Source organism: Kiritimatiellia bacterium (genome assembly GCA_026417735.1).
Classification (GTDB): domain Bacteria; phylum Verrucomicrobiota; class Kiritimatiellia; order PWTM01; family PWTM01; genus CAACVY01.
Map to the genome: position 1 here is coordinate 1 of JAOACR010000011.1, position 17,934 is coordinate 17,934.

Genomic DNA, 17,934 nt, shown 5'->3' on the forward strand with positions numbered 1-17,934 from the left:
AGATGTGTATAAGAGACAGGAATCAGGCGGTCCTCCCGCGGCAGGTACACCGTCACCGCGGTGCCGCCGCCCGGCTCGCTGTGAATCTCGATCTCGCCGCCGTGGTCGCGCACGATCCGCTGCACGATCATCATCCCCAGCCCCGTGCCGCCGGGCTTCGTCGTGTAGTACGGATCAAAAATCCGGCTCATCTGTTCAGCGGTCATCCCATGTCCGGTGTCCCGAATTGTGCAGCGAAGGAACCGGTCGGTCGCGCCGACCGTCACCCTCAGCACACCGCCGCCGCTCATCGCCTCCGCCGCGTTCTTGATCACGTTGAACAGAAGCTGCCGGATCTGGCCCCGGTCCACCCGGGCGGTCGGCAGGTCGGGCGGAATCTCGGTCTCGACCAGAATCCGGCGGTCGGACAGCTCGGGCCCGAGAAACGCGAGCGCGTCGCGCAGTAGCTCGCCAAAATCTGCCGACTCCAGCTGCGGCTTCACCGGCCGCACCGCCTGCAGAAACTCTGTGATGATCCGGTCCAGCCGCTCGACCTCCGTCCGCGCGACGCGCACCAGCTCCGCCAGCTCCTGCGCGGTGGCGCCACCGGGCCGTGCGATCGCGCGCTCGATCAGCTGCAGATGAATGTGCAGCGAATTCAGCGGATTGCCGATCTCGTGCGCGACGCCGGCCGCCAGCAGCGTCACCGCGCGCAGCCGCTCCGATTCCAACGACTGCGCCGCGTTCTCGCGTTCCCGCGTCACATCGCGCAGAATCAGCACCGCTCCCGAGGAGGGCGGCGCACCGTCCGCACTATCCCGCCGCAACGGCACGACATAGAACGCGAGAAACCGGTGCTCGGGGTAGTTCACCTCGATTTCGCGGCTCAACAGCCGCGACCACTCCGCCGCGTCCAGACTGAGCACCTGTTCCCAGTCCACCTCCCGCAAATACCGCCCAATGCGCGTGCCGTGGGCCTCCTCCATGGAAAACCCCAACAGCCGTTCCGCGGCGCGGTTCGCAAACTCGATGCGCCCCCGCGCGTCCAGCACCACCAGCCCCTCCTGCATCGAATGAAAAATTGTCTCCAGCAACCCCTTTTCGCGCGCCAGATGCAGGATCTGCAGCTGCAAACTGCCGGGATCCACACGGCCAAGACGATCGATCAGACGGTCGAGAAACTTGTTCTTCATGAAGACGGCGCGATGATAGAGAGCCGTGCCACCCCCCCGCAAGCAACCGGGCACCGATCCCGCCGCCGTGACCCTCCGCCATCACGCCGCGCGGGTCGGCCCCTCAAGCCCGCCGCGGGATGATCCGCCCCTGCCGCGGAGCGGCCGGCTCCGTCGCGTCATCGCGGCGGCAGCGCTCCTCGCCATCTCCGCACGCGCAGCGGAGTGTCCGCCAGTGGTACTGATTCACGGTCTCGGCCGAACCTCGCGCTCGATGAGCTGGCTTGCGCGCCGGCTGGGTGAGGCCGGCTTTCGGCCGGTCCTCTTCGACTACCCCTCGCAGCGCGAGCCATTGGACCGGCTCGTGGAGCGCCTGCACCCGTTCTGGAGCAACGCCGCGGGGGACGGTCCGCCGCACGCGGTCACCCACTCGATGGGCGGCGTGTTGTTGTGGATGTACGCGGCGAGGCATCCGGAGATGCTCATCGGCCGCGTCGTGATGCTCGCCCCGCCCGGCCGCGGTTCCGAGCTGGCCGACCGCCTCGCCGCGTCCAACCTCGGCCGCCGCCTGCTCGGACCGGCCGGCTGCGCGCTGGGCACCCTGCCCTCCTCACCGCTGCGAGCGCTCGAACCGGTGCGGTTCGAGCTCGGCGTCATCGCCGGCCGGCACTCCCTCAACCCGCTCTTTTCCGCATGGATCCCCGGCGCCGACGACGGCAAGGTCGCAGTCGCCCGTGCGCACGTCCCCGGGATGAAGGAGTTCCTTCTCGTGCCCTGCTCGCACACCTGGATCATGTTCGACGAAGAGGTGATTCGCCTCACGGTGCACTTTCTGCGCAACGGCAGCTTTCGTTCCACGCCCGGCTCCGCGCGCGCTGCGGCCGGCTTGGCCCGCTAGCGGTCATCGCCGACAATGGCACCCATGTCATCGAGCCGCCAACATTCGATCCGCTGCCCGCGCTGTCGCGACGAGTTCGAGGTCGAGCTGTGGGACGCGGTCAATCTCGTGGACCGTCCCTCCGCCCGCGACGAGGTGTTGCAGAACCGCCTGAACGTGGTGAAGTGCCCCACCTGCGAGCTGTCGTTCCGGGTGGACAAGCCGCTGCTCTATCTCGACCCCGGCCGCGGATTCGGCATCTGGTGGGCGCCGGAAGGGGTGCGCGATCCGGAACGGGTCGCGAAGGAGTTCCGCTTGCTCGAGTCGCAAATCGAACAGCACACCGGCGGTCTGCCACTGCGGCTGTTGCTGGTGCATGAGCGGCGTGAGCTCGTTGAGCGGATCTTCATCGCAGAGGCGGGACTGGACGAGAGGCTGGTCGAATACGTGAAGTACCTGATGCTCTCGCGCAATCCGAAACGGCTCGATCCCGCCCGGCATCGCCTCCGGTTCGCGGGGCGACCGGCCGACGGCGGCGACGACGTTGATTTCGTGGTTGAGGACTCGTCAACGGGTCGGCTCGAAGGGGTGCTCCGGTATCCCCGTGCCGCGTTCAACGAGGTGGAACGGATGTTCGGACGCTCGCCGGCCGAGGCGCTGGCGGAACTGTTCCCGGGTCCCCGTGCGGACGCGGCGCAGCTGTTTCAGGATGGCCCCGACGGCGAAGCGGCCGAACAGCGCCAGAGCTGAAGCGGGGCGACCACCGGGATGCGAGGAGAGAGCGATGCTGTCGCTGGCAGTACTGGGATCGGGGAAGGGCAGCAACTTCCAGTCCATTCTCGACGCGATCGCGGCGGGCCGGTTGCATGCGCGGGTCGTCTGCGCGTTGTCGGACGTGCCGGACGCGTTCATCCTCGAGCGCGCGCGACGCGCGGGCATACCCGCCGAACACATCGACTGCGGGCCGTGGCGCACGAAGGTGGAGGGCGAAGCGGAGCAGCGGCTGCTGGCACGGCTGCGCGCGTACGGCGCAGATACCATCGCGCTGGCCGGTTTCATGCGGCTACTGAAACGCGGTGTGATCGCCGCGTATCCGGGCCGCATCGTGAACATTCATCCCTCCCTGCTGCCAGCGTTCCCAGGGCTGCGCGCCTGGCAGCAGGCGCTCGAGTACGGCGTACGGGTGACCGGCTGCACCGTGCATTTCGTGGACGAGGGCATGGACACCGGCCCGATCATCCTGCAGCGCACCGTGCCAGTGTTCGACGACGACACGCCCGAAACGCTGCATGCCCGCATCCAAGAACAGGAGCACCTCGCCTACCCGGAGGCGCTCGAACTGCTCGCGCAGGGTCGCCTGCGCATCGAGGGCCGCCGGGTGCGCTGGATTTGACAAGCCGCCGCCGCGCGCGCACTCTGCGCGGCCAAGCGGCCGGGAGACCAGACGATGAGCGACGCGACCGAAAACCGACCCGTGCTGTCCCTCGGGCTGCCGAAGGGCAGCCTGCAGGAGGCGACCTTCGCACTGTTCGAAAAGGCGGGTTTTCCAATTCGCGCCACCGAGCGCTCCTACATTCCAGAAATTGAGGACGAGGAGATCCGCGCCCGACTGATCCGCGCACAGGAGATTAGCCGGTACGTCGAAAACGGCCACCTCGATGCCGGCATCACCGGGTACGACTGGATCCAGGAGAACGGGTCCGACGTGATCGAGGTCTGCGAGCTCTGCTACGCGAAGCGCGGCTTCCGGGCCGTCCGCTGGGTGCTCGCGGTGCCGGAAGACTCCCCCATCCGCTCCGTCCGCGACCTCGAGGGCCGCCGCATCGCGACCGAGGCGGTCGGCCTGACGCGCCGCTACCTCGAGCGGCACGGCGTGCATGCGGAGGTCGAGTTCTCCTGGGGCGCAACCGAAGTGAAGGCGCCGGAGCTGGTGGACGCGATCGTCGAACTCACCGAGAGCGGCGCCTCGCTGCGCGCGAACCGCCTGCGGATCGTGGACACGGTGCTGGAGTCCACCACCCGGCTGATCGCCAACCGCACCGCTTGGGCCGACCCGTGGAAGCGCCGAAAGATCGAGCAGATCGCAATGCTGCTGCAGGGCGTGCTGCGCGCCCAGGGCCGCGTGCTGCTGAAGTTGAACGTCCCCGCCGAGCGGCTCGACGCGGTGCTGCGGCAGCTGCCCGCTCTCCATGCCCCGACCGTCAGCCGGTTGAGCGACGAACAGTGGCGCTCCGTGGAGACCGTCGTCGAAGAGCGGCAAGTCCGCGACCTGCTGCCCGCGTTGAAGGCCGCCGGCGCGGAAGGTATCATCGAGATCGGGCTGAACAAGATTGTGCCCTAGGGCGCGGTCCCAACGGCCCGACTGCGAAGAGGCATCCATGGGCAGCATCAAAAAGAAGCGGCGCAAGAAGATGAACAAGCACAAGCAGCGCAAGCGCCGCCGTCTTCTGCGCCACAAGAAGAGCTGACCGGCGCCGGGCCCCGCCCGCCGCAGATGAGCTCCGTCCCCTGGAAGCGGCCGTGGCGCGCGCTGCCAATGCTGGCGGTCGCCGCAGTGGCGGCGGGATGCGTGTCGGCCCCGCGCGCGCCGCAAGGCCCCGATCCTACTGCGCTCGCCGCCTACGGCGCCGCGGTCGTCGCGCTCGGCGAGCAGCGCGCCGACGAGGCGGAACAGCAGCTTCGCCGAGCAATTGAACGGGACCCGGCTGCGCCCACCCCCGTGCGGGACCTCGCCCGCCTGCAGTGGGGCCGGCGCGACCTGGCCGGCGCCACCGCAACGCTCGAACAGTTCCAGCGCCGGCATCCGGGCCACCGCGAAATCGTCGCGCTGCTCGCCGCGATCTATGCGATGCAGGGACGCGCCGAGGACGCCATCCGTGCGCTCGAGACGGGGCTGGCCCGCGCACCGGCGGACGCGCAGCTGGTCGCGCTCGCGGTGGAGCTGCTGGCCGACCGAGACCGCGCCGCGGATGCGATCTCGACGTTGCGCCGCGCCGCATCGGCTGCGCCGCCTACCCCCGAGCTGATCCGCGCCGCCGGCCGGCTCGCGGTGCGATTGCGAGACGCGAACACCAACTCCCCTGCTGCGCGCGAGGCGCGCACCACGTTCGATGCGATCGCGTGCAGCGCCAGCAACTCTGTCGAGGCCGGTCTGAGTGCCGCCAATGTGTACCTCGCGCTCAACGACGCGGACGCCGCCCTGCGCCTGCTCGAAACGCTGTGGCGCCGCGAACCCGGCCGGCCGGAGGTCGCCAGCCGACTGGTTCGCCTCCTCCTGCAGCGCAACGACATGGCCGCGGCGCTGCGCGTGCTGGAAACGATGAGCGCCCAGGGCGACCCCGCCTGGACCGTCGCACACGCGGAGACGCTGCTGCGCCGTGCCGATCAGTCCAACGATCCTTCCGCCGCTCGAGGCGACCGCGAGCGCGCGGTGGCGCTGCTGCAACCGCTGGCATCGATGGAGCCCCCGCAGTGGCGCGTGTTGGCCGCGCTGGGCCGCGCGCTCCTCGCACTGGATCGGATGGAGGAGGCGCTGCGAGCACTCGGCGGCCTGCCGCAGGACGACATGACCGTCCGCGCCCGCCTGGCGCAGCGCCTGATCGCGCGCGGCCCCACCAACGAGGTGCTCCGCCGTATCGCGTCGCTGCGCGCCGACCCGCAAGTCGGCCGACTCGCGCGGTATCTGGTGGCGGAGATCCGTCTTGCGATCGGCGAGCGCGAGGCCGGCCGGGCGGAGCTGGAGGCGTTGTGCGCCGCGGACGCGCCGCACGAGGCGGCGCCATACGTGCGGCTGGCCGCGCTCGACTGGGAGGACGGACGCGCCGAAGCGGCGCACCGGCGGCTTCTGGATGGGCTGGCACGGCTGCCCGACCACGTCGGGCTGTTGCGCGCACGCGCGACGCTGCTGATGCTCGACCGGCAGTTTTCCGAGGCGCTGCGGACCTACGAGGAAATCGAGTCGCGACTCGCCGCGGAAGACCTGCGCGGCCGGTTGTTGGTGAAAATAGAACAGGCGCTTGCGCTGCAGCATCAGGGGCGCGCCGCGCTCGCCGCCCGCCGGCTCGCCGAGGTCTGGGAACCTCCACCCCTGGCCGCAGAACTGTTCGTGCGGCTGGCCTACGACATCGGCCGCCGGCTGCGCGACCACACGCCCACCGAGGCCACCTTTGCGGAGCTCGCTCGGCTACGCCCCGACGACCCTCTGGTGCCGATGTACGATGCGCTGCACGCGCTCAGCGCCGACCGGTTCGCGCGCGCGGTGGACATGTTCGCACAGGCCGAAGCGCTCGCGCTGCAAAGCGATGAAGGCCGCGAGCTCCTCACTGCGCAGTTTCACTTTTCCTACGGCAGCGCCCTCGAGCGGAGCGGGCGCCGCGCGGAGGCGGAAGAGCGCCTCGAAACCGCGCTGCGGCTCGATCCAGACCTCGCCGTCGCCTGGAACTACCTCGCCTACATGTGGGCAGAGCGCGGGGAACGACTCGACACCGCGCTGCGCTACGTGCGCGAGGCGCTGAAGCGCGAGCCGAATAACGGCGCGTTTCTCGACACGCTCGGCTGGATCTACTACCAGCAAGGCCGGTACGCGGAGGCGGAGGCGGAACTGCGCCGCGCGCTCGCCGCACTGCCGGAGGAGGACCCCACCGTGCTCGACCACCTCGGCGACACCGCCGCGCGGCTCGGGCGCGAAACCGAGGCGGTGCAGTACTGGTCGCGCGCCTGGGTGCTCGAGTCCACTAACGACACCATCCGCGCGAAGCTGGAGCAACGCGGCGTGGACCTCGCGCCGCTGCGCCGGCAGGCCGCCGAAGTGGAGCGGCGGCGCGAACAGGAACTCCGACGGTTGACCCCGCTGACCTCCGAGAGCCTCGACGAAGAAAGCGAAGACGAGACCCCCTTGCCGCCCGAGGACGATGCCGACGAGGAGGACAGCGCCGCTGGCTATCCGAGCCGTGTCCCCGTTGCAATCCGGCACCCCCGCGCAAATTCGCCGCCGCTCATCTCCGCCCGGCCCTCGGGCTGAACCCGCAGCAGCCGCAGCGCCTGCTCGCCCGTCGCCACCAGCGGGCCTTCACGCCCCAGCTCCAGCAGTTCCCCCGGCACGCCCCGCCCCGACTCGACGCGCGCCGCCAGCACCTGCAGCCGCATCGGCGGAGAGCCGGGCAGCCAAGTGAACGCGCGCGGCCATGGCACGAAGGCACGAATCCGGTTCCGAAGCTCTTCGGCCGGACGGTTCCAGTCCAAGAGCCCGTCCTCCTTACGGATCTTTGGCGCGTAGGTTGCGGCGGACTCGTCCTGCGGCGTGCGCGGCACCGGCGGCCGCTCGAACAGCGCCAGCGCCCGCAGCAGCAACCTGGCTCCCAGCGCCGCCAACCGCGGCTGCAGCGTTGCAGCGGTGTCGTCCGGCCCGATCGGCTCGGACTCCGCCAAAATGATGTCGCCGGCGTCCATGCGCTCCGCCAGAAACTGCACGGTGACCCCGGTGAGGGTCTCGCCGTTCGCAATTGCCCATGGGATTGGTGCCGCGCCCCGATACTTCGGCAGCAACGAAGGATGGACGTTGATTCCGCCGAGACGCGGCAGCGACAGCAGCGGCGGTTTCAGAATCGCTCCGTAGTCCGCCACCACCACAAGGTCCGGCGCCCACTCTCCGATCGCGGCGACCTCCTCCGGCACATTCACCCGTTCCGGCGTCCGCACCGGTACCCGCTGCGCTTCGGCCAGCACCCGCACCGCACACGGAGTCGGCCGCCGCCCACGCCCCGCGGGACGATCTGGCCGCGTGACGACCCCCACCACCTCCTCCCTACGGTCGCTCAGCAGCGCCTCCAGGATCGGGCACGCGAAGTCCCCCGAGCCGAAGAACACGATCCGCACCCCAACGGCCCCCTCAGCCGGCCGGCGTCCTCGCCGGCGGCTCCACCTTCACCACCACCAGCGGGCGGCCCTCCGGCGTCGCGCCTGTGTAGCAATACTCCACGTTGAGTCCTGCCCGCCCCCATTCCCCGAGCAGTTCCCCCAAGCGCCCCGGCCGATGCTCCAGCTCCACCAGCCGCACCTCCCGCGTGAAAAACATATGCCGCCGCTCGGCCAGCACCGCGGTGGCCACCTCCGGCTGATCCACCACCACCCGCACGTACCCGTGATCCAAGCCTTCCGCCAAACTCAACGCCAGGATGTTCACTCCACGCGCGCCCAGCTCTGCGGCGACCTCCGCCAACGACCCCGGCCGGTTGTCCACAAAAACGGAGATCTGGGTTGCGGTTTGAACGTTGGTGGACGTCGTGCTCATCTGCTCGCCTCTCCATCACGACTATACCCGCAGCCGTGATTCGCCGCGACGCGCCCGTCAGTCTCCCCTCTCAGCACGATGCCAGATACGCGACGTCTCTGTCCTGGGATCTCTTGAACGAAACCAACACCTCGCACCTGTCGCGCTGGATCCGGTAATACAACCGCCCACTGTCGTCCTCCCCGGTCGAAAAGCGAGCCTCCCACCACGACGGCGCCCGTTGAACCCGTTTGCAATTCGGCGGATGCTCGCCGCCATCGAGTTGGTGCACAAGACGGAGAGCGTGCCGGTGCTCTTTCAGCTCCGTGAAAAGAACATCGAGGGAATCCCGAACGAACGTGGTCCTCGGGCAGAGAACGCAAAGCAGCTCAATCATTTCAGCATTGTGGCGTTTCTGTCGGTCTTCCAGTTCCCTCTTTTTTTCGAGTTCGCGCTCCGCCTCCGTCCGCCACTGTTCAAGTTGTTTGACCTGCTCCTCCGCTTTCAGTCTGAGCTCTCGCTCCGAATCAGTTTTCTTTTCCGCCGCCGCAATCTCCTCCTCCATCATCGTAAGCAGCTTGCCGGCCTCAGTCATCTTTCTTTGCGCGGCGGTTTGAAGCTGCCGGCACTGTTCCGCAAGCTGGTGATTCTCTCTTCCCAAGCGCTCATTGTGGGCGCGCAATTCATCGCGTTCGCGGGTCATGTCCTCCAGGGAACGCCGAAGCTGTTGCAGCTCGGCCGCCTCGTGGTCTGGGGCAGCGGTCCCGCGCTCGGCCGGTTGCGACCAGCCGAGCGTGCCGGTGAAAAACTCCCGAATCTTCGCTTCATCAAACGCGTCTTCGAGCGCGATGTACCATTTGTAATGCCGGCCGTCGCTCGCGCAGCGGTATGAATAGCCGTGGCGCAACACCCGAAAACGGGAGGACATCGCCGCGACAATTTCGTGAATCGTCTGCTCCTCGCAATCGGCAAACACATACGCGCCACCATCCTGTCGGGGCTCGCAGGTAAAGCCCCGAATGCGGCCGACGCCGAGTTGCCCCTTCAACCAGTCCGACGGCACCACGAGCGTGACCGACGCGCCGACCACACCGCCGGCAAGATCCGCTTGCAGCAAGGTCAGATAAGCTTGGTGGGGCCGGCCGTCAGCATCCAGGTGGGGCGCCAGCCGGGCCGCGCAATCCCGGGCAACATAGCCGAGCTTTTGACCTTTGGAATCCAAAATTGCGATCGCGTTCGAGTCGTGTGCGTTCCAGGACTCGCGACGCAACCACACCTCCTGACCCAACCGGCAGCGCCGAAGGATTTCGGCTCGCCCCTCGAATGCGACCCCCGCTATGCTCAAGTTCAATACAACATGGTCCGGCGGTACGGTTCTCCGCGTTCGATGTCCGTTTCCTGGGACTCGGTCACCCCACGGCCACCACCACCGCCACCAACGCCGCCGCGTTCGATGTCCGTTTTCTGGGACTCGGTCACCCTCTGGGCTCATCGGTCATCCTCCCGGCGCGATGACGCCTGACCCGCCTTTGGCTCCACGGCTCTCCGATTGTTTCATCGGAGCTATCTGCGTGCAAGCGCACCGCTTTTCGACTTGCCCGCGCGGCGGCCGCGTGCGAAGGTTGAAGTAGTGGATTTTCGGAGGTGGTCATGTTCAGTCTTCGCTCATCGATTCGTTTGCGCTATCTCCCCCTTGCGCTCTATCTGGTTCCGATTGCGGACGCACCGGCGGAGGAGCCCGTCCGTGCACTGCTTCTCTACGGCGGCCACGGCTTCCCGACCAATGCGTTCTTCGAAACGATGCGATCGCTGCCGGGGGTCCGCATCGAGATTGACCGCCTACCGGACGCGCTGCAGCGGCTGAAAGCCGGCCTCGAGCGCGAGTTCGATGTGATCGTCCGCTACGACATGTTCCGCGGCACCGCCGAGCACGCACGGGCCGTCCGGGATCTCGTTGCCGGCGGCATGGGTCTCGTCGCGCTCCATCATGCGATCGGCGCCCACCCCGACTCCATGGACCATGCCCGGCTGATCGGCGGTAAGTTCCTGCTGAAGGCCGAAACCATCGACGGCCGCCAGCTACCTAAATCCACCTACTCCCACGGCGAAGAGGTGCACGTGCGCATCGCCGACCGCGACCACCCCATCACCCAGGGACTCGACGACTTCGTCATTCGCGACGAAACATACGGTGGGCTCTGGATCGCGCCGGACGTGCATGTGCTGCTGACCACAACCCACCCCAAAGCCAGTCCGGCGATCGCATGGGTCCGCGAGGAGGGCCGCGGCAGAGTGGTGTACGTGCAGCTCGGCCACGACGAGAAGGCCTATGACCACCCTTCGTTCCGAACCCTGGTGGGCCGCGCGATACTTTGGGCCGCGCGCCGCGAGCCCTCGCGGTAACGCGGCGCCCGGGGTGTCACCGCCCGGGGCCGTCCAAGCGTTGGACGCCCGCCCCGGTTCACCCTCCAACCCTTGGACATTGCAGACCGCCGCGCTGCTTGCCCTGGGTCTTCTCTGGGGGCTCACGTGTTGGGGCGGCGAGCTGCAGCTCGGAATCGCAGCCCGCCACCCCGACGATGCCGGCATCGCCAGCGATCCAGCGGTGCTGTTCGCGGACAACTTTGAGACCGGCACGATGGAACGCTGGGACCATCTGCGCGGGGTGACGGAGGTTGTGGAGGATGCGCCGAACTCGGGCCGGTTCTGCGCGCGGATGACCATGATCCGAGGACAAAACACCGGCCAGGACGCAAAGAAGTGGTTCCGCGGCGCCGATCGCGTGCACGCGCGCTTCTATGTGCGCTTCTCCGCGGACTATCGCTATCCGCACCACTTCGTCACGCTGCTGGCGAACTCGCCGACCAACCGCTGGTCGGCCTTCGGAAAGGCGGGGTTGCGCCCGGATGGCACCTGGTTCTGCAGTGGCATGGAGCCGTGGTTCGCCTGGGGCCGCAACCCCCCGCCCGGTGAGCTGGCGATGTACACCTATTTCCTCGACATGGAACTCGACCGCCCCACGGGCCGATACTATGGAAACTTTTTCTTCCCGCCGGGCCCGGAGCGCGGCGCCGCCGCCGGACCGGCCCGCGTGCTGCCCGCGCTGGACCGATGGCAGTGCTGGGAGTTCATGATCGAGGCCAACTCCGCGCCCGACCGCGCCGACGGCCGGCAGGCGATGTGGCTGGACGGCCGCCGGATTGCGGAGTTCACCGGCCTGCGCTGGCGTCTCTCGCCGGATCTGAAAATCAACTGCTTCTGGCTTCAGCACTACGGCATGGACCAGTCCGACCCGACGCGTGCGCACTGGCCCGAGCGTCAGACGGTATGGTTTGACGACGTCGTCGTCGCCACCGAGTACATCGGCCCGAAGGTGACGCGAACGGGCGGCGGCTCTACGCCCACCGCAGCGGGGACCGGCCGCTGAGCCGGGCGCGCCGCGCGTCCATTTCCGCGAGCACCTCATCCGGCACCGGCACACCCCCCACCGTGCCGGCGTCACTCGCGTTGCGGGCGTCCGGTCCGTGAAAGTCTGATCCACCAGTCGCCACCAGCCCGTAGCGCTTCGCCAGCGCGTGAAACCGGGCGACCTGTTCGGAACCGTGCCGGGAGTGGATCGCCTCAAGGCCGTCGAGTCCCTCGGCGGCCAGCTCACGGACGATCTGCTCCAACCGCGCCTCGCCCGCCGGGATCAGACCGGGATGCGCGAGCACCGCAAGCCCGCCGGCGCGGTGGAACACCCGAATGACCTGCGCCACGGGAAAGCGGAACCGCTCGACGTACGCGGGCCGGCCCCGCCCCAGCCACCGATCAAACGCCTCCTGCGTCGTCGCGGCGTGTCCGGCCGCAACGAGCGCGCGCGCAAAATGCACCCGCCCGATCTGGCCGCCCTCACCGCCAAGTGCGCGGACCTCCTCCATCCGCACCCCCGCTCCCAACCGGTCCAGCCGCTCCGCAATCTGGCGGTTGCGCTCCTCCCGGCCACGCTGCAACTGCTCAAGCATTCTGCACAGCTCTCCGAGCTCGCCAGCAAAACCATAGCCGAGGATGTGCAACGGACCGTCCGCGTGCGCGGCGCTGACTTCGACACCGCGGACCGGCCGAATGCCCGCGGCCAGCGCCGAAGACTCCAGCCGCGCCCAGCCCGCGATCGTATCGTGGTCCGTCAGCGCAATCGCCGTCAGTCCGGCCGTCACCGCATCGCGCACCAGTTCCTCGGGCGTGTGCTGGCCGTCGGAGAACGTCGAGTGAAGATGTAAATCAATCATTCTGCGCCGCCGGCGGAGGCACCTCTTTGCCCGCGGTGCGGCCATACCGCGCCAGCAGACGCCTCAGCGCGCTGGTTTGCCGCGGCGACAGCCGGCCTTTTTCTCGAAACTGGCGTTCGAGCGACTCGAAGAACTGCCGGTCGTCCCATGTGCGGCCGCGGGACTGACTGGGCGCCTTCCACTCACGGATCTCCCGAGCGGCCTGCAGCAGCGACTCCCACTCGGCGCGTTCCTCCGCGCTGCTCGGCGCATCCCCCGCCGCGGGCGGCGCTCCAGCCGACGGTTCAACGCCGTAGCGGCGGGCGATCTGCACCAGCGCGTCCATTTGCCGCGCGCTCAGCGGCCGGCCGCCCTCGAACTGCCGCTTGAGCGAGGCGACGAACTTCGCGTCATCGAACGAGCGCCCACGCGTCCGGCGGGCCGGTTCGAACCTGACGCCCTCCAACGCCGCGAAGAGCTGCTTGACGCGATCCTGCTCGGCCGGGCTGGGTGGTGCCGGCTCCGCGGCGGGCGATGGCCAGCCGAGCTCCTTCAACAGCGCGGCCAGCTCGGGCACCTGGTCCGCATAGGTCCATGCGATCCGCCGCAGCACGCCGGCCTGACGCTCCGTCAGAGCGCCGCCCTCCTCGAGCCGGCGGCGGAGCGATTCGACAAACTTGCGTTCATCGAAGGCGCGCCGACCCGGCACTCTGGGGGGTATCCACTCGCGCACCTGTCCGAGCAGCTCCAGCACGCGGCGGGTCGCATCGGGGTGAGGATCCGCGCCGCGCGCTTCCGTCAGCCACGCCTGAAATTGCTCGTGAAACCGGCGCAGCATCTCGCGCCAGTCCACGCGTCCCTCCTCCACTTCATCGAGCTGCTCTTCCATCGCGGCCGTGAACCCGATGTCGAACAGTTCCGGAAGGCGCTCTGCCAAGTAGTCGTTGACCGCCATGCCCAGCTCGGTCGGCGCGATCGTGCGTTTTTCCCGCTGCACGTAGCGCCGGTCGTAGAGCAGCTGCACCGTGGCCGCATAGGTGCTGGGCCGGCCGATGCCGCGCTCCTCCATCGCGCGCACGAGCGTCGCGTCCGAGTAGCGGCGCGGTGGCTTCGTGAACTTCTGTTCCGCAAGCCAGTCACCGACCCGGTCCAGCCATTCCCCCTCCTCCAGCGGCGGCAGCGTCTGCGCCTCCTCCGCCTCCTCCTCGCCCTCCGCCCCCGGCGTCGGCGCAGCGACCGCCTCCGTGCCGGCCGCCGCCAGGTACCCGGGAAATTCGACGTTCGAGGCGGATGCGCGGAATATGATCGGCCGCCCCCCGCTAGCCGGCGGGACTGCCTCAATCTCGACCTGCAGCTGTGCCAGCCGCGCCGGTGCCATCTGGCTGGCGACGAAACGACGCCAGATCAGCTCATACAGCCGCCGCTCTTCGGGCTTCAGGCGCGCCGCCACCGATTCCGGCGTGCGGCTGACGTCGGTCGGCCGGATCGCCTCGTGCGCCTGCTGCGCGTGTGCTTTGCTGCGAAACACGTTCGGCGTCGCCGGCACATAGTCGGGACCGTACCGCTCCGCGATCAGTCGCCGGCACGCCTCGCGCGCCTCCGCCGCCACCGCGACCGAGTCGGTGCGCATGTAGGTGATCAATCCGACCGGTCCGTCACCGAGGTCGACGCCCTCATACAGCGTCTGCGCAATCCGCATCGTCTTCGACGGCGAGAAGCCGGCCTCCCGACTTGCCGCCTGTTGCAGAGTGCTGGTCACAAACGGGGGCGGCGCACGCCGTTCGACGGTCTTCCGCTCGATCGTCACGACGCGCAGCGGCCGGTCGTCCAGCTCGCGCCGCAGCGCGTCGGCGTCCGCCGCGGTGCGAATCGCCGGTTTCTCCCCGCCGACCTTCGCGAGCCGCGCGATGAACGGCGTGCGCGGCTCGACCCGTTTCGCTGCCCGCACGCCGATGACCCAGTACTCCTCCGGGCGGAAGTTGCGGATTTCCTTCTCGCGGTCGCAAACCAGCCGCAACGCGGCGGTCTGTACCCGACCGGCGCTGGCGGCGCCGGCGATACGGCGCCGCAGAAACGGACTCACCCGGTAGCCCACAATGCGGTCCAGAATCCGCCGCGCCTGCTGCGCGTTCACCATCGCCATGTCGATGTCGCGCGGCGCGGCGAGCGCCTGCCGGATCGCCCGCTCCGTGATCTCGTGGTAGCTGACCCGGACGAACTCCAACCCTTCCGCCGCCGGCGCCAACACCTCGCGCAGATGCCAGGCGATTGCCTCCCCTTCCCGATCCGGGTCGGGCGCCAGCACGACCCGTCGCGCCGTCTTCACCGCCGCCTTCAGCTCGCGCACCACTTTTGCTCGCGAGGGAATCACCACGTACGTCGGCCGGAATCCCTTCTCGATGTCCACGCCGAACTCCGACTCGGGCAGATCGCGGATGTGCCCCATCGAAGCGCGCACCGTTACGTCGCGGCCCAAAAATCGGGCCAGCGTACGCGCCTTCGCCGGCGACTCGACAATGACCAGCGTTGAACTCATTCCGGTTGCGCCTTCCGCCGCACCTTCACCGTCAGCGCGACGAGCCGGCCCGGCAGCATACGGACCACCCGTTTGATTTCCAATCCCACCAGCAGCGGCCCGAGCTTCGCCGGCGGCAGCCCCGCTCGGCGCGCGAGCGAGTCCGCATCCAGCTCCCCCTCGCTCAACACCTCGACAATTCGCGCTTCCTCGTCGCTGAACGCAAACGCGGCGGGCGCCGGCTCCTCCGCGGTGGGCGTCGTTGTCGCGCCGGGTGGAAAGAGATATTCAAACTCCTCCAAGACGTCCCGCGCGTCCTCGACCAACCGTGCGCCCTGCCGGATCAGCTGGTGAGGCCCTCGCGACATCGGCTGGTCCACCCGTCCGGGCACCGCGAACACCAGCCGCCCCTGCTCCAGCGCCTGCGCCGCGGTGATCATCGCCCCGCTCTGCCGGTCCGCCTCGACGATCACCACACCCATTGAAAGACCGCTGATCAGCCGGTTGCGGTAGGGAAAGGTGGTGCGGTCCGGCTCCCGCCCCAGTGGATATTCGGAGATCACCGCGCCCCGCTCCGCAATCCGGTCCGCGAGTGGTCCGGCTTCAGCCGGGTACAACCGGTCCAGCGCGCCGCCGAGCACCGCGATCGTCCGCCCGCCGCCGCGCAGCGCCCCCTCATGCGCCGCCATGTCGATGCCGCGCGCCAGCCCGCTGACCACCGTCACGCCCGCGCCGGCAAGCTGCGCGGCGAGCCGGTCGGCGGTGGAGCGGCCGTAGTGCGTGCAGCGGCGCGAACCCACCACCGCAATCGCATGCCGGTCGGCGGCCGTCCACTCCCCCACCACGTAGAGCGCCAGCGGCGGGTCGTGGATCGTGCGCAGCGGCTCGGGATAGCCCGCGTCCGCCGGCGTCACAATGCGCGCCCCCAGCCCGCGAGCCGCCTCCTCCTCGCGCACCGGCTCCACCTCTCCACGACGACGCACAATGTGCGCCGCCAGCTCCGGACCGATGCCATCCGCCGAGCACAGCTCGCGCTCGGATGCTTCAAAAATCGCGGCCAGCGACCCCAGCCGGGCGGCCAGCGATCGCGCGCGCACCGGCCCGATCTGGCCCATCAGGTTGAGCGCAATGTACGCTTCGCGCTCGGTCACGGGCCGCCGTTCTCCGACCTCGCCGCACCCCGCTCGGGACGCGTCGTCGCACGGCGGCGCGCAGGCCGAACACGGAACAGCTCGGGCTGCGGGTCCCGCAACAGCCCCGAGGCGCGCACCATGCGCAGCAACTGCAGCACGTCCGACCGGTCGTAGTCGAGCCGGCGCCCCGCCACCGCCGCCAGCTCCACCAGGACCGTGCGGAACAGCACCACGCCCGCGATTCCATGGCCGGTCAAAATCTCCAGCGTGCGACGCCGCAGCTCCGCCGAGGCCGGCAACGCCGGCAAACACAACACCGCAACCACATCGTCCGCGCCCAACCGTCGCGCCGCCGCCCGCCGCACGTCCGGCGCCCCCAGCCGCAACAACTCCGCCGAATCCTGAAATGCCGAGGGCCCGAACCGCTCGGTAAACCAGCCCTTCACGCCCACCGCCACCGCCTTGACCCGGCGCAGCGTCGAACCGGTCCACACGCCCGGCTCCGGCGGTGGCCCTGCAGCCGCCGGATTCCATCCCAAAAGGTCCGGTTCTTCCTCCGGCCGCTTCGCCCGGGCCACCACCTGGTATTTTCGGGGCTGGCACACCAGAAACCCGAGATGCTCCAGCCAGTCGCGGACCACCGTTTCACTGAGCGAGGGCATCCCATGCCTCCTTCAGTTCCGCCGCCGGCACCTCAACGCCGGGCCGGACCCGCCCGATCGTCTCGGCCAGCACGAACCGCGGCACCCGGTCTGCCGCCTTCTTGTCCAGCCCCATCGCCGCTTCCACACGCTCCCACTCCACACCCAGACCCGCCACTGTCACTGGCAGACCCACCGCGCGCAGCAGGCGCACCAGCCGGTCGCACTCCTCCCGCCGTAGTCCGGCCCGCCGCACCGAGAGTTCGGCGGCATACACCATCCCAATCGCGACGGCCTCCCCATGCAACAGCCGCTCGTAGCCTGTCGCGGCCTCCAATGCATGGCCGAGCGTATGGCCATAGTTCAGAATCGCCCGAAGTCCTCCCTCCCGCTCGTCCGCCGCGACCACCCGAGCCTTCAGCCGGCAACAGGCTGCAATCACCTCGTCCAGGCCCGACCAGGCCGGATCCATCAACCTCGCCGCGCTGGCCTCGAGCCGCTCGAACAGCGCGGCATCCAGAATTACACCGTACTTGATCACCTCCGCCAGGCCCGCCCGATGCTCCCGCTCCGGCAGAGTGCGCAGCGTTTCCAGGTCCGCCACCACCAGCGAGGGCTGATGAAATGCGCCGACCAGGTTCTTCCCACATCGCAGATCGAGCCCGGTCTTCCCGCCTACCGAGCTGTCCACCATCGCCAGCAGCGACGTCGGCACCTGCACATAGCGAATACCTCGCAGAAAGGTCGCCGCCACAAACCCCGCCAGATCCCCGATCACTCCCCCACCCAACGCCACGATCGCGGAGCGGCGATCCAACCCCGCTTCCACCGCCGCGTACAGCAGCTCGCTCCACCGCTCGATGGTTTTCGAACCCTCCCCCGCCGCCACCGTCGCCAGCGCGGCGCTCACGCCCGCCTGCGCAAGTTGCGCCCGCACCGCCTCGCCGTAGAGCGGCCCGACGTTCGAGTCCGTCACCACCAGCGAGCGCCGGCCCAGTCCCGCCTCCTGCCACCAGCGACCGAGATCACACAGCACACCACGACCAATCGCGATCGGATACCCGCGCTCCCCCAGCTCAACGTGAACCACCGATGTCATCCG

The 17,934-nt window shown here is 68.9% G+C and carries 18 protein-coding genes; 8 read left to right on the forward strand and 10 right to left on the reverse strand.

Annotated features, from left to right (window positions below; all coding sequences use genetic code 11):
• The coding region (locus N2652_06385; GenBank protein ID MCX7818816.1) for an ATP-binding protein at window positions 1–1,172 on the reverse strand (1,172 nt) is incomplete at its 3' end.
• A gap of 214 nt (window positions 1,173–1,386) precedes the next feature.
• On the opposite strand from N2652_06385, the gene N2652_06390 reads away from it, so the two are divergent.
• From N2652_06390 to N2652_06415, 6 genes are read left to right on the forward strand one after another with little or no spacing between them, the layout of a single operon-like run.
• A complete protein-coding gene (locus tag N2652_06390) occupies window positions 1,387–2,049 on the forward strand; it encodes an alpha/beta fold hydrolase (protein MCX7818817.1) in 663 nt (220 codons plus the stop codon).
• Window positions 2,050–2,073: 24 nt separating this feature from the next.
• On the forward strand, window positions 2,074–2,778 hold the full coding sequence (locus N2652_06395) for a CpXC domain-containing protein (protein MCX7818818.1): 705 nt from the start codon (window positions 2,074–2,076) through the stop codon (window positions 2,776–2,778).
• Between the two features lie 34 nt (window positions 2,779–2,812).
• Entirely contained in the window at window positions 2,813–3,421 is a 609-nt protein-coding gene (gene purN / locus N2652_06400; protein ID MCX7818819.1) for a phosphoribosylglycinamide formyltransferase, read from the forward strand.
• 54 nt (window positions 3,422–3,475) lie between these two features.
• Window positions 3,476–4,369, forward strand: a complete 894-nt coding sequence (gene hisG / locus N2652_06405; GenBank protein MCX7818820.1) for an ATP phosphoribosyltransferase — start codon at window positions 3,476–3,478, stop codon at window positions 4,367–4,369.
• A 37-nt stretch (window positions 4,370–4,406) separates the two neighbouring features.
• Window positions 4,407–4,496, forward strand: a complete 90-nt coding sequence (locus N2652_06410) for an AURKAIP1/COX24 domain-containing protein (protein MCX7818821.1) — start codon at window positions 4,407–4,409, stop codon at window positions 4,494–4,496.
• Window positions 4,497–4,522: 26 nt separating this feature from the next.
• Window positions 4,523–7,048 (forward strand): tetratricopeptide repeat protein, encoded by a 2,526-nt coding sequence (locus N2652_06415; GenBank protein MCX7818822.1) that lies wholly within the window; start codon window positions 4,523–4,525, stop codon window positions 7,046–7,048.
• Here the strand turns inward: N2652_06415 and fmt are convergent.
• The 4 genes from fmt to N2652_06435 all read right to left on the reverse strand — a co-directional run bounded on the left by fmt (window position 6,967) and on the right by N2652_06435 (window position 9,775).
• Complete coding sequence (gene fmt, locus N2652_06420) at window positions 6,967–7,893, reverse strand: methionyl-tRNA formyltransferase (GenBank protein ID MCX7818823.1); 927 nt, start codon at window positions 7,891–7,893, stop codon at window positions 6,967–6,969. The two genes, N2652_06415 and fmt, sit on opposite strands and share 82 nt — an antisense overlap.
• 22 nt (window positions 7,894–7,915) lie before the next feature.
• Window positions 7,916–8,317, reverse strand: coding sequence for an ACT domain-containing protein (locus tag N2652_06425; protein ID MCX7818824.1), 402 nt, complete (start codon window positions 8,315–8,317; stop codon window positions 7,916–7,918).
• Between the two features lie 70 nt (window positions 8,318–8,387).
• Window positions 8,388–9,647, reverse strand: coding sequence for an HIRAN domain-containing protein (locus N2652_06430; protein MCX7818825.1), 1,260 nt, complete (start codon window positions 9,645–9,647; stop codon window positions 8,388–8,390).
• Window positions 9,644–9,775, reverse strand: a complete 132-nt coding sequence (locus N2652_06435; protein ID MCX7818826.1) for a hypothetical protein — start codon at window positions 9,773–9,775, stop codon at window positions 9,644–9,646. Before N2652_06435 ends, N2652_06430 begins: the two co-directional genes overlap by 4 nt.
• 171 nt (window positions 9,776–9,946) lie before the next feature.
• On the opposite strand from N2652_06435, the gene N2652_06440 reads away from it, so the two are divergent.
• Together N2652_06440 and N2652_06445 are read left to right on the forward strand one after the other, a co-directional pair.
• Entirely contained in the window at window positions 9,947–10,699 is a 753-nt protein-coding gene (locus tag N2652_06440) for a ThuA domain-containing protein (protein MCX7818827.1), read from the forward strand.
• 40 nt (window positions 10,700–10,739) lie between these two features.
• A complete protein-coding gene (locus N2652_06445; GenBank protein MCX7818828.1) occupies window positions 10,740–11,723 on the forward strand; it encodes a hypothetical protein in 984 nt (327 codons plus the stop codon).
• Here N2652_06445 and N2652_06450 read toward each other — a convergent pair.
• From N2652_06450 to aroB, 5 genes are read right to left on the reverse strand one after another with little or no spacing between them, the layout of a single operon-like run.
• Window positions 11,692–12,564, reverse strand: coding sequence for a PHP domain-containing protein (locus tag N2652_06450; protein MCX7818829.1), 873 nt, complete (start codon window positions 12,562–12,564; stop codon window positions 11,692–11,694). The genes N2652_06445 and N2652_06450 overlap by 32 nt on opposite strands.
• Window positions 12,557–15,079, reverse strand: coding sequence for a type I DNA topoisomerase (topA, locus tag N2652_06455; protein ID MCX7818830.1), 2,523 nt, complete (start codon window positions 15,077–15,079; stop codon window positions 12,557–12,559). The genes N2652_06450 and topA overlap by 8 nt, the downstream gene beginning before the upstream one ends.
• Window positions 15,076–16,209, reverse strand: coding sequence for a DNA-processing protein DprA (dprA, locus tag N2652_06460; protein MCX7818831.1), 1,134 nt, complete (start codon window positions 16,207–16,209; stop codon window positions 15,076–15,078). The genes topA and dprA overlap by 4 nt, the downstream gene beginning before the upstream one ends.
• Complete coding sequence (locus N2652_06465) at window positions 16,206–16,853, reverse strand: hypothetical protein (GenBank protein MCX7818832.1); 648 nt, start codon at window positions 16,851–16,853, stop codon at window positions 16,206–16,208. Before N2652_06465 ends, dprA begins: the two co-directional genes overlap by 4 nt.
• Entirely contained in the window at window positions 16,837–17,931 is a 1,095-nt protein-coding gene (aroB, locus tag N2652_06470) for a 3-dehydroquinate synthase (protein ID MCX7818833.1), read from the reverse strand. Before aroB ends, N2652_06465 begins: the two co-directional genes overlap by 17 nt.
• Window positions 17,932–17,934: the final 3 nt, after the last annotated feature.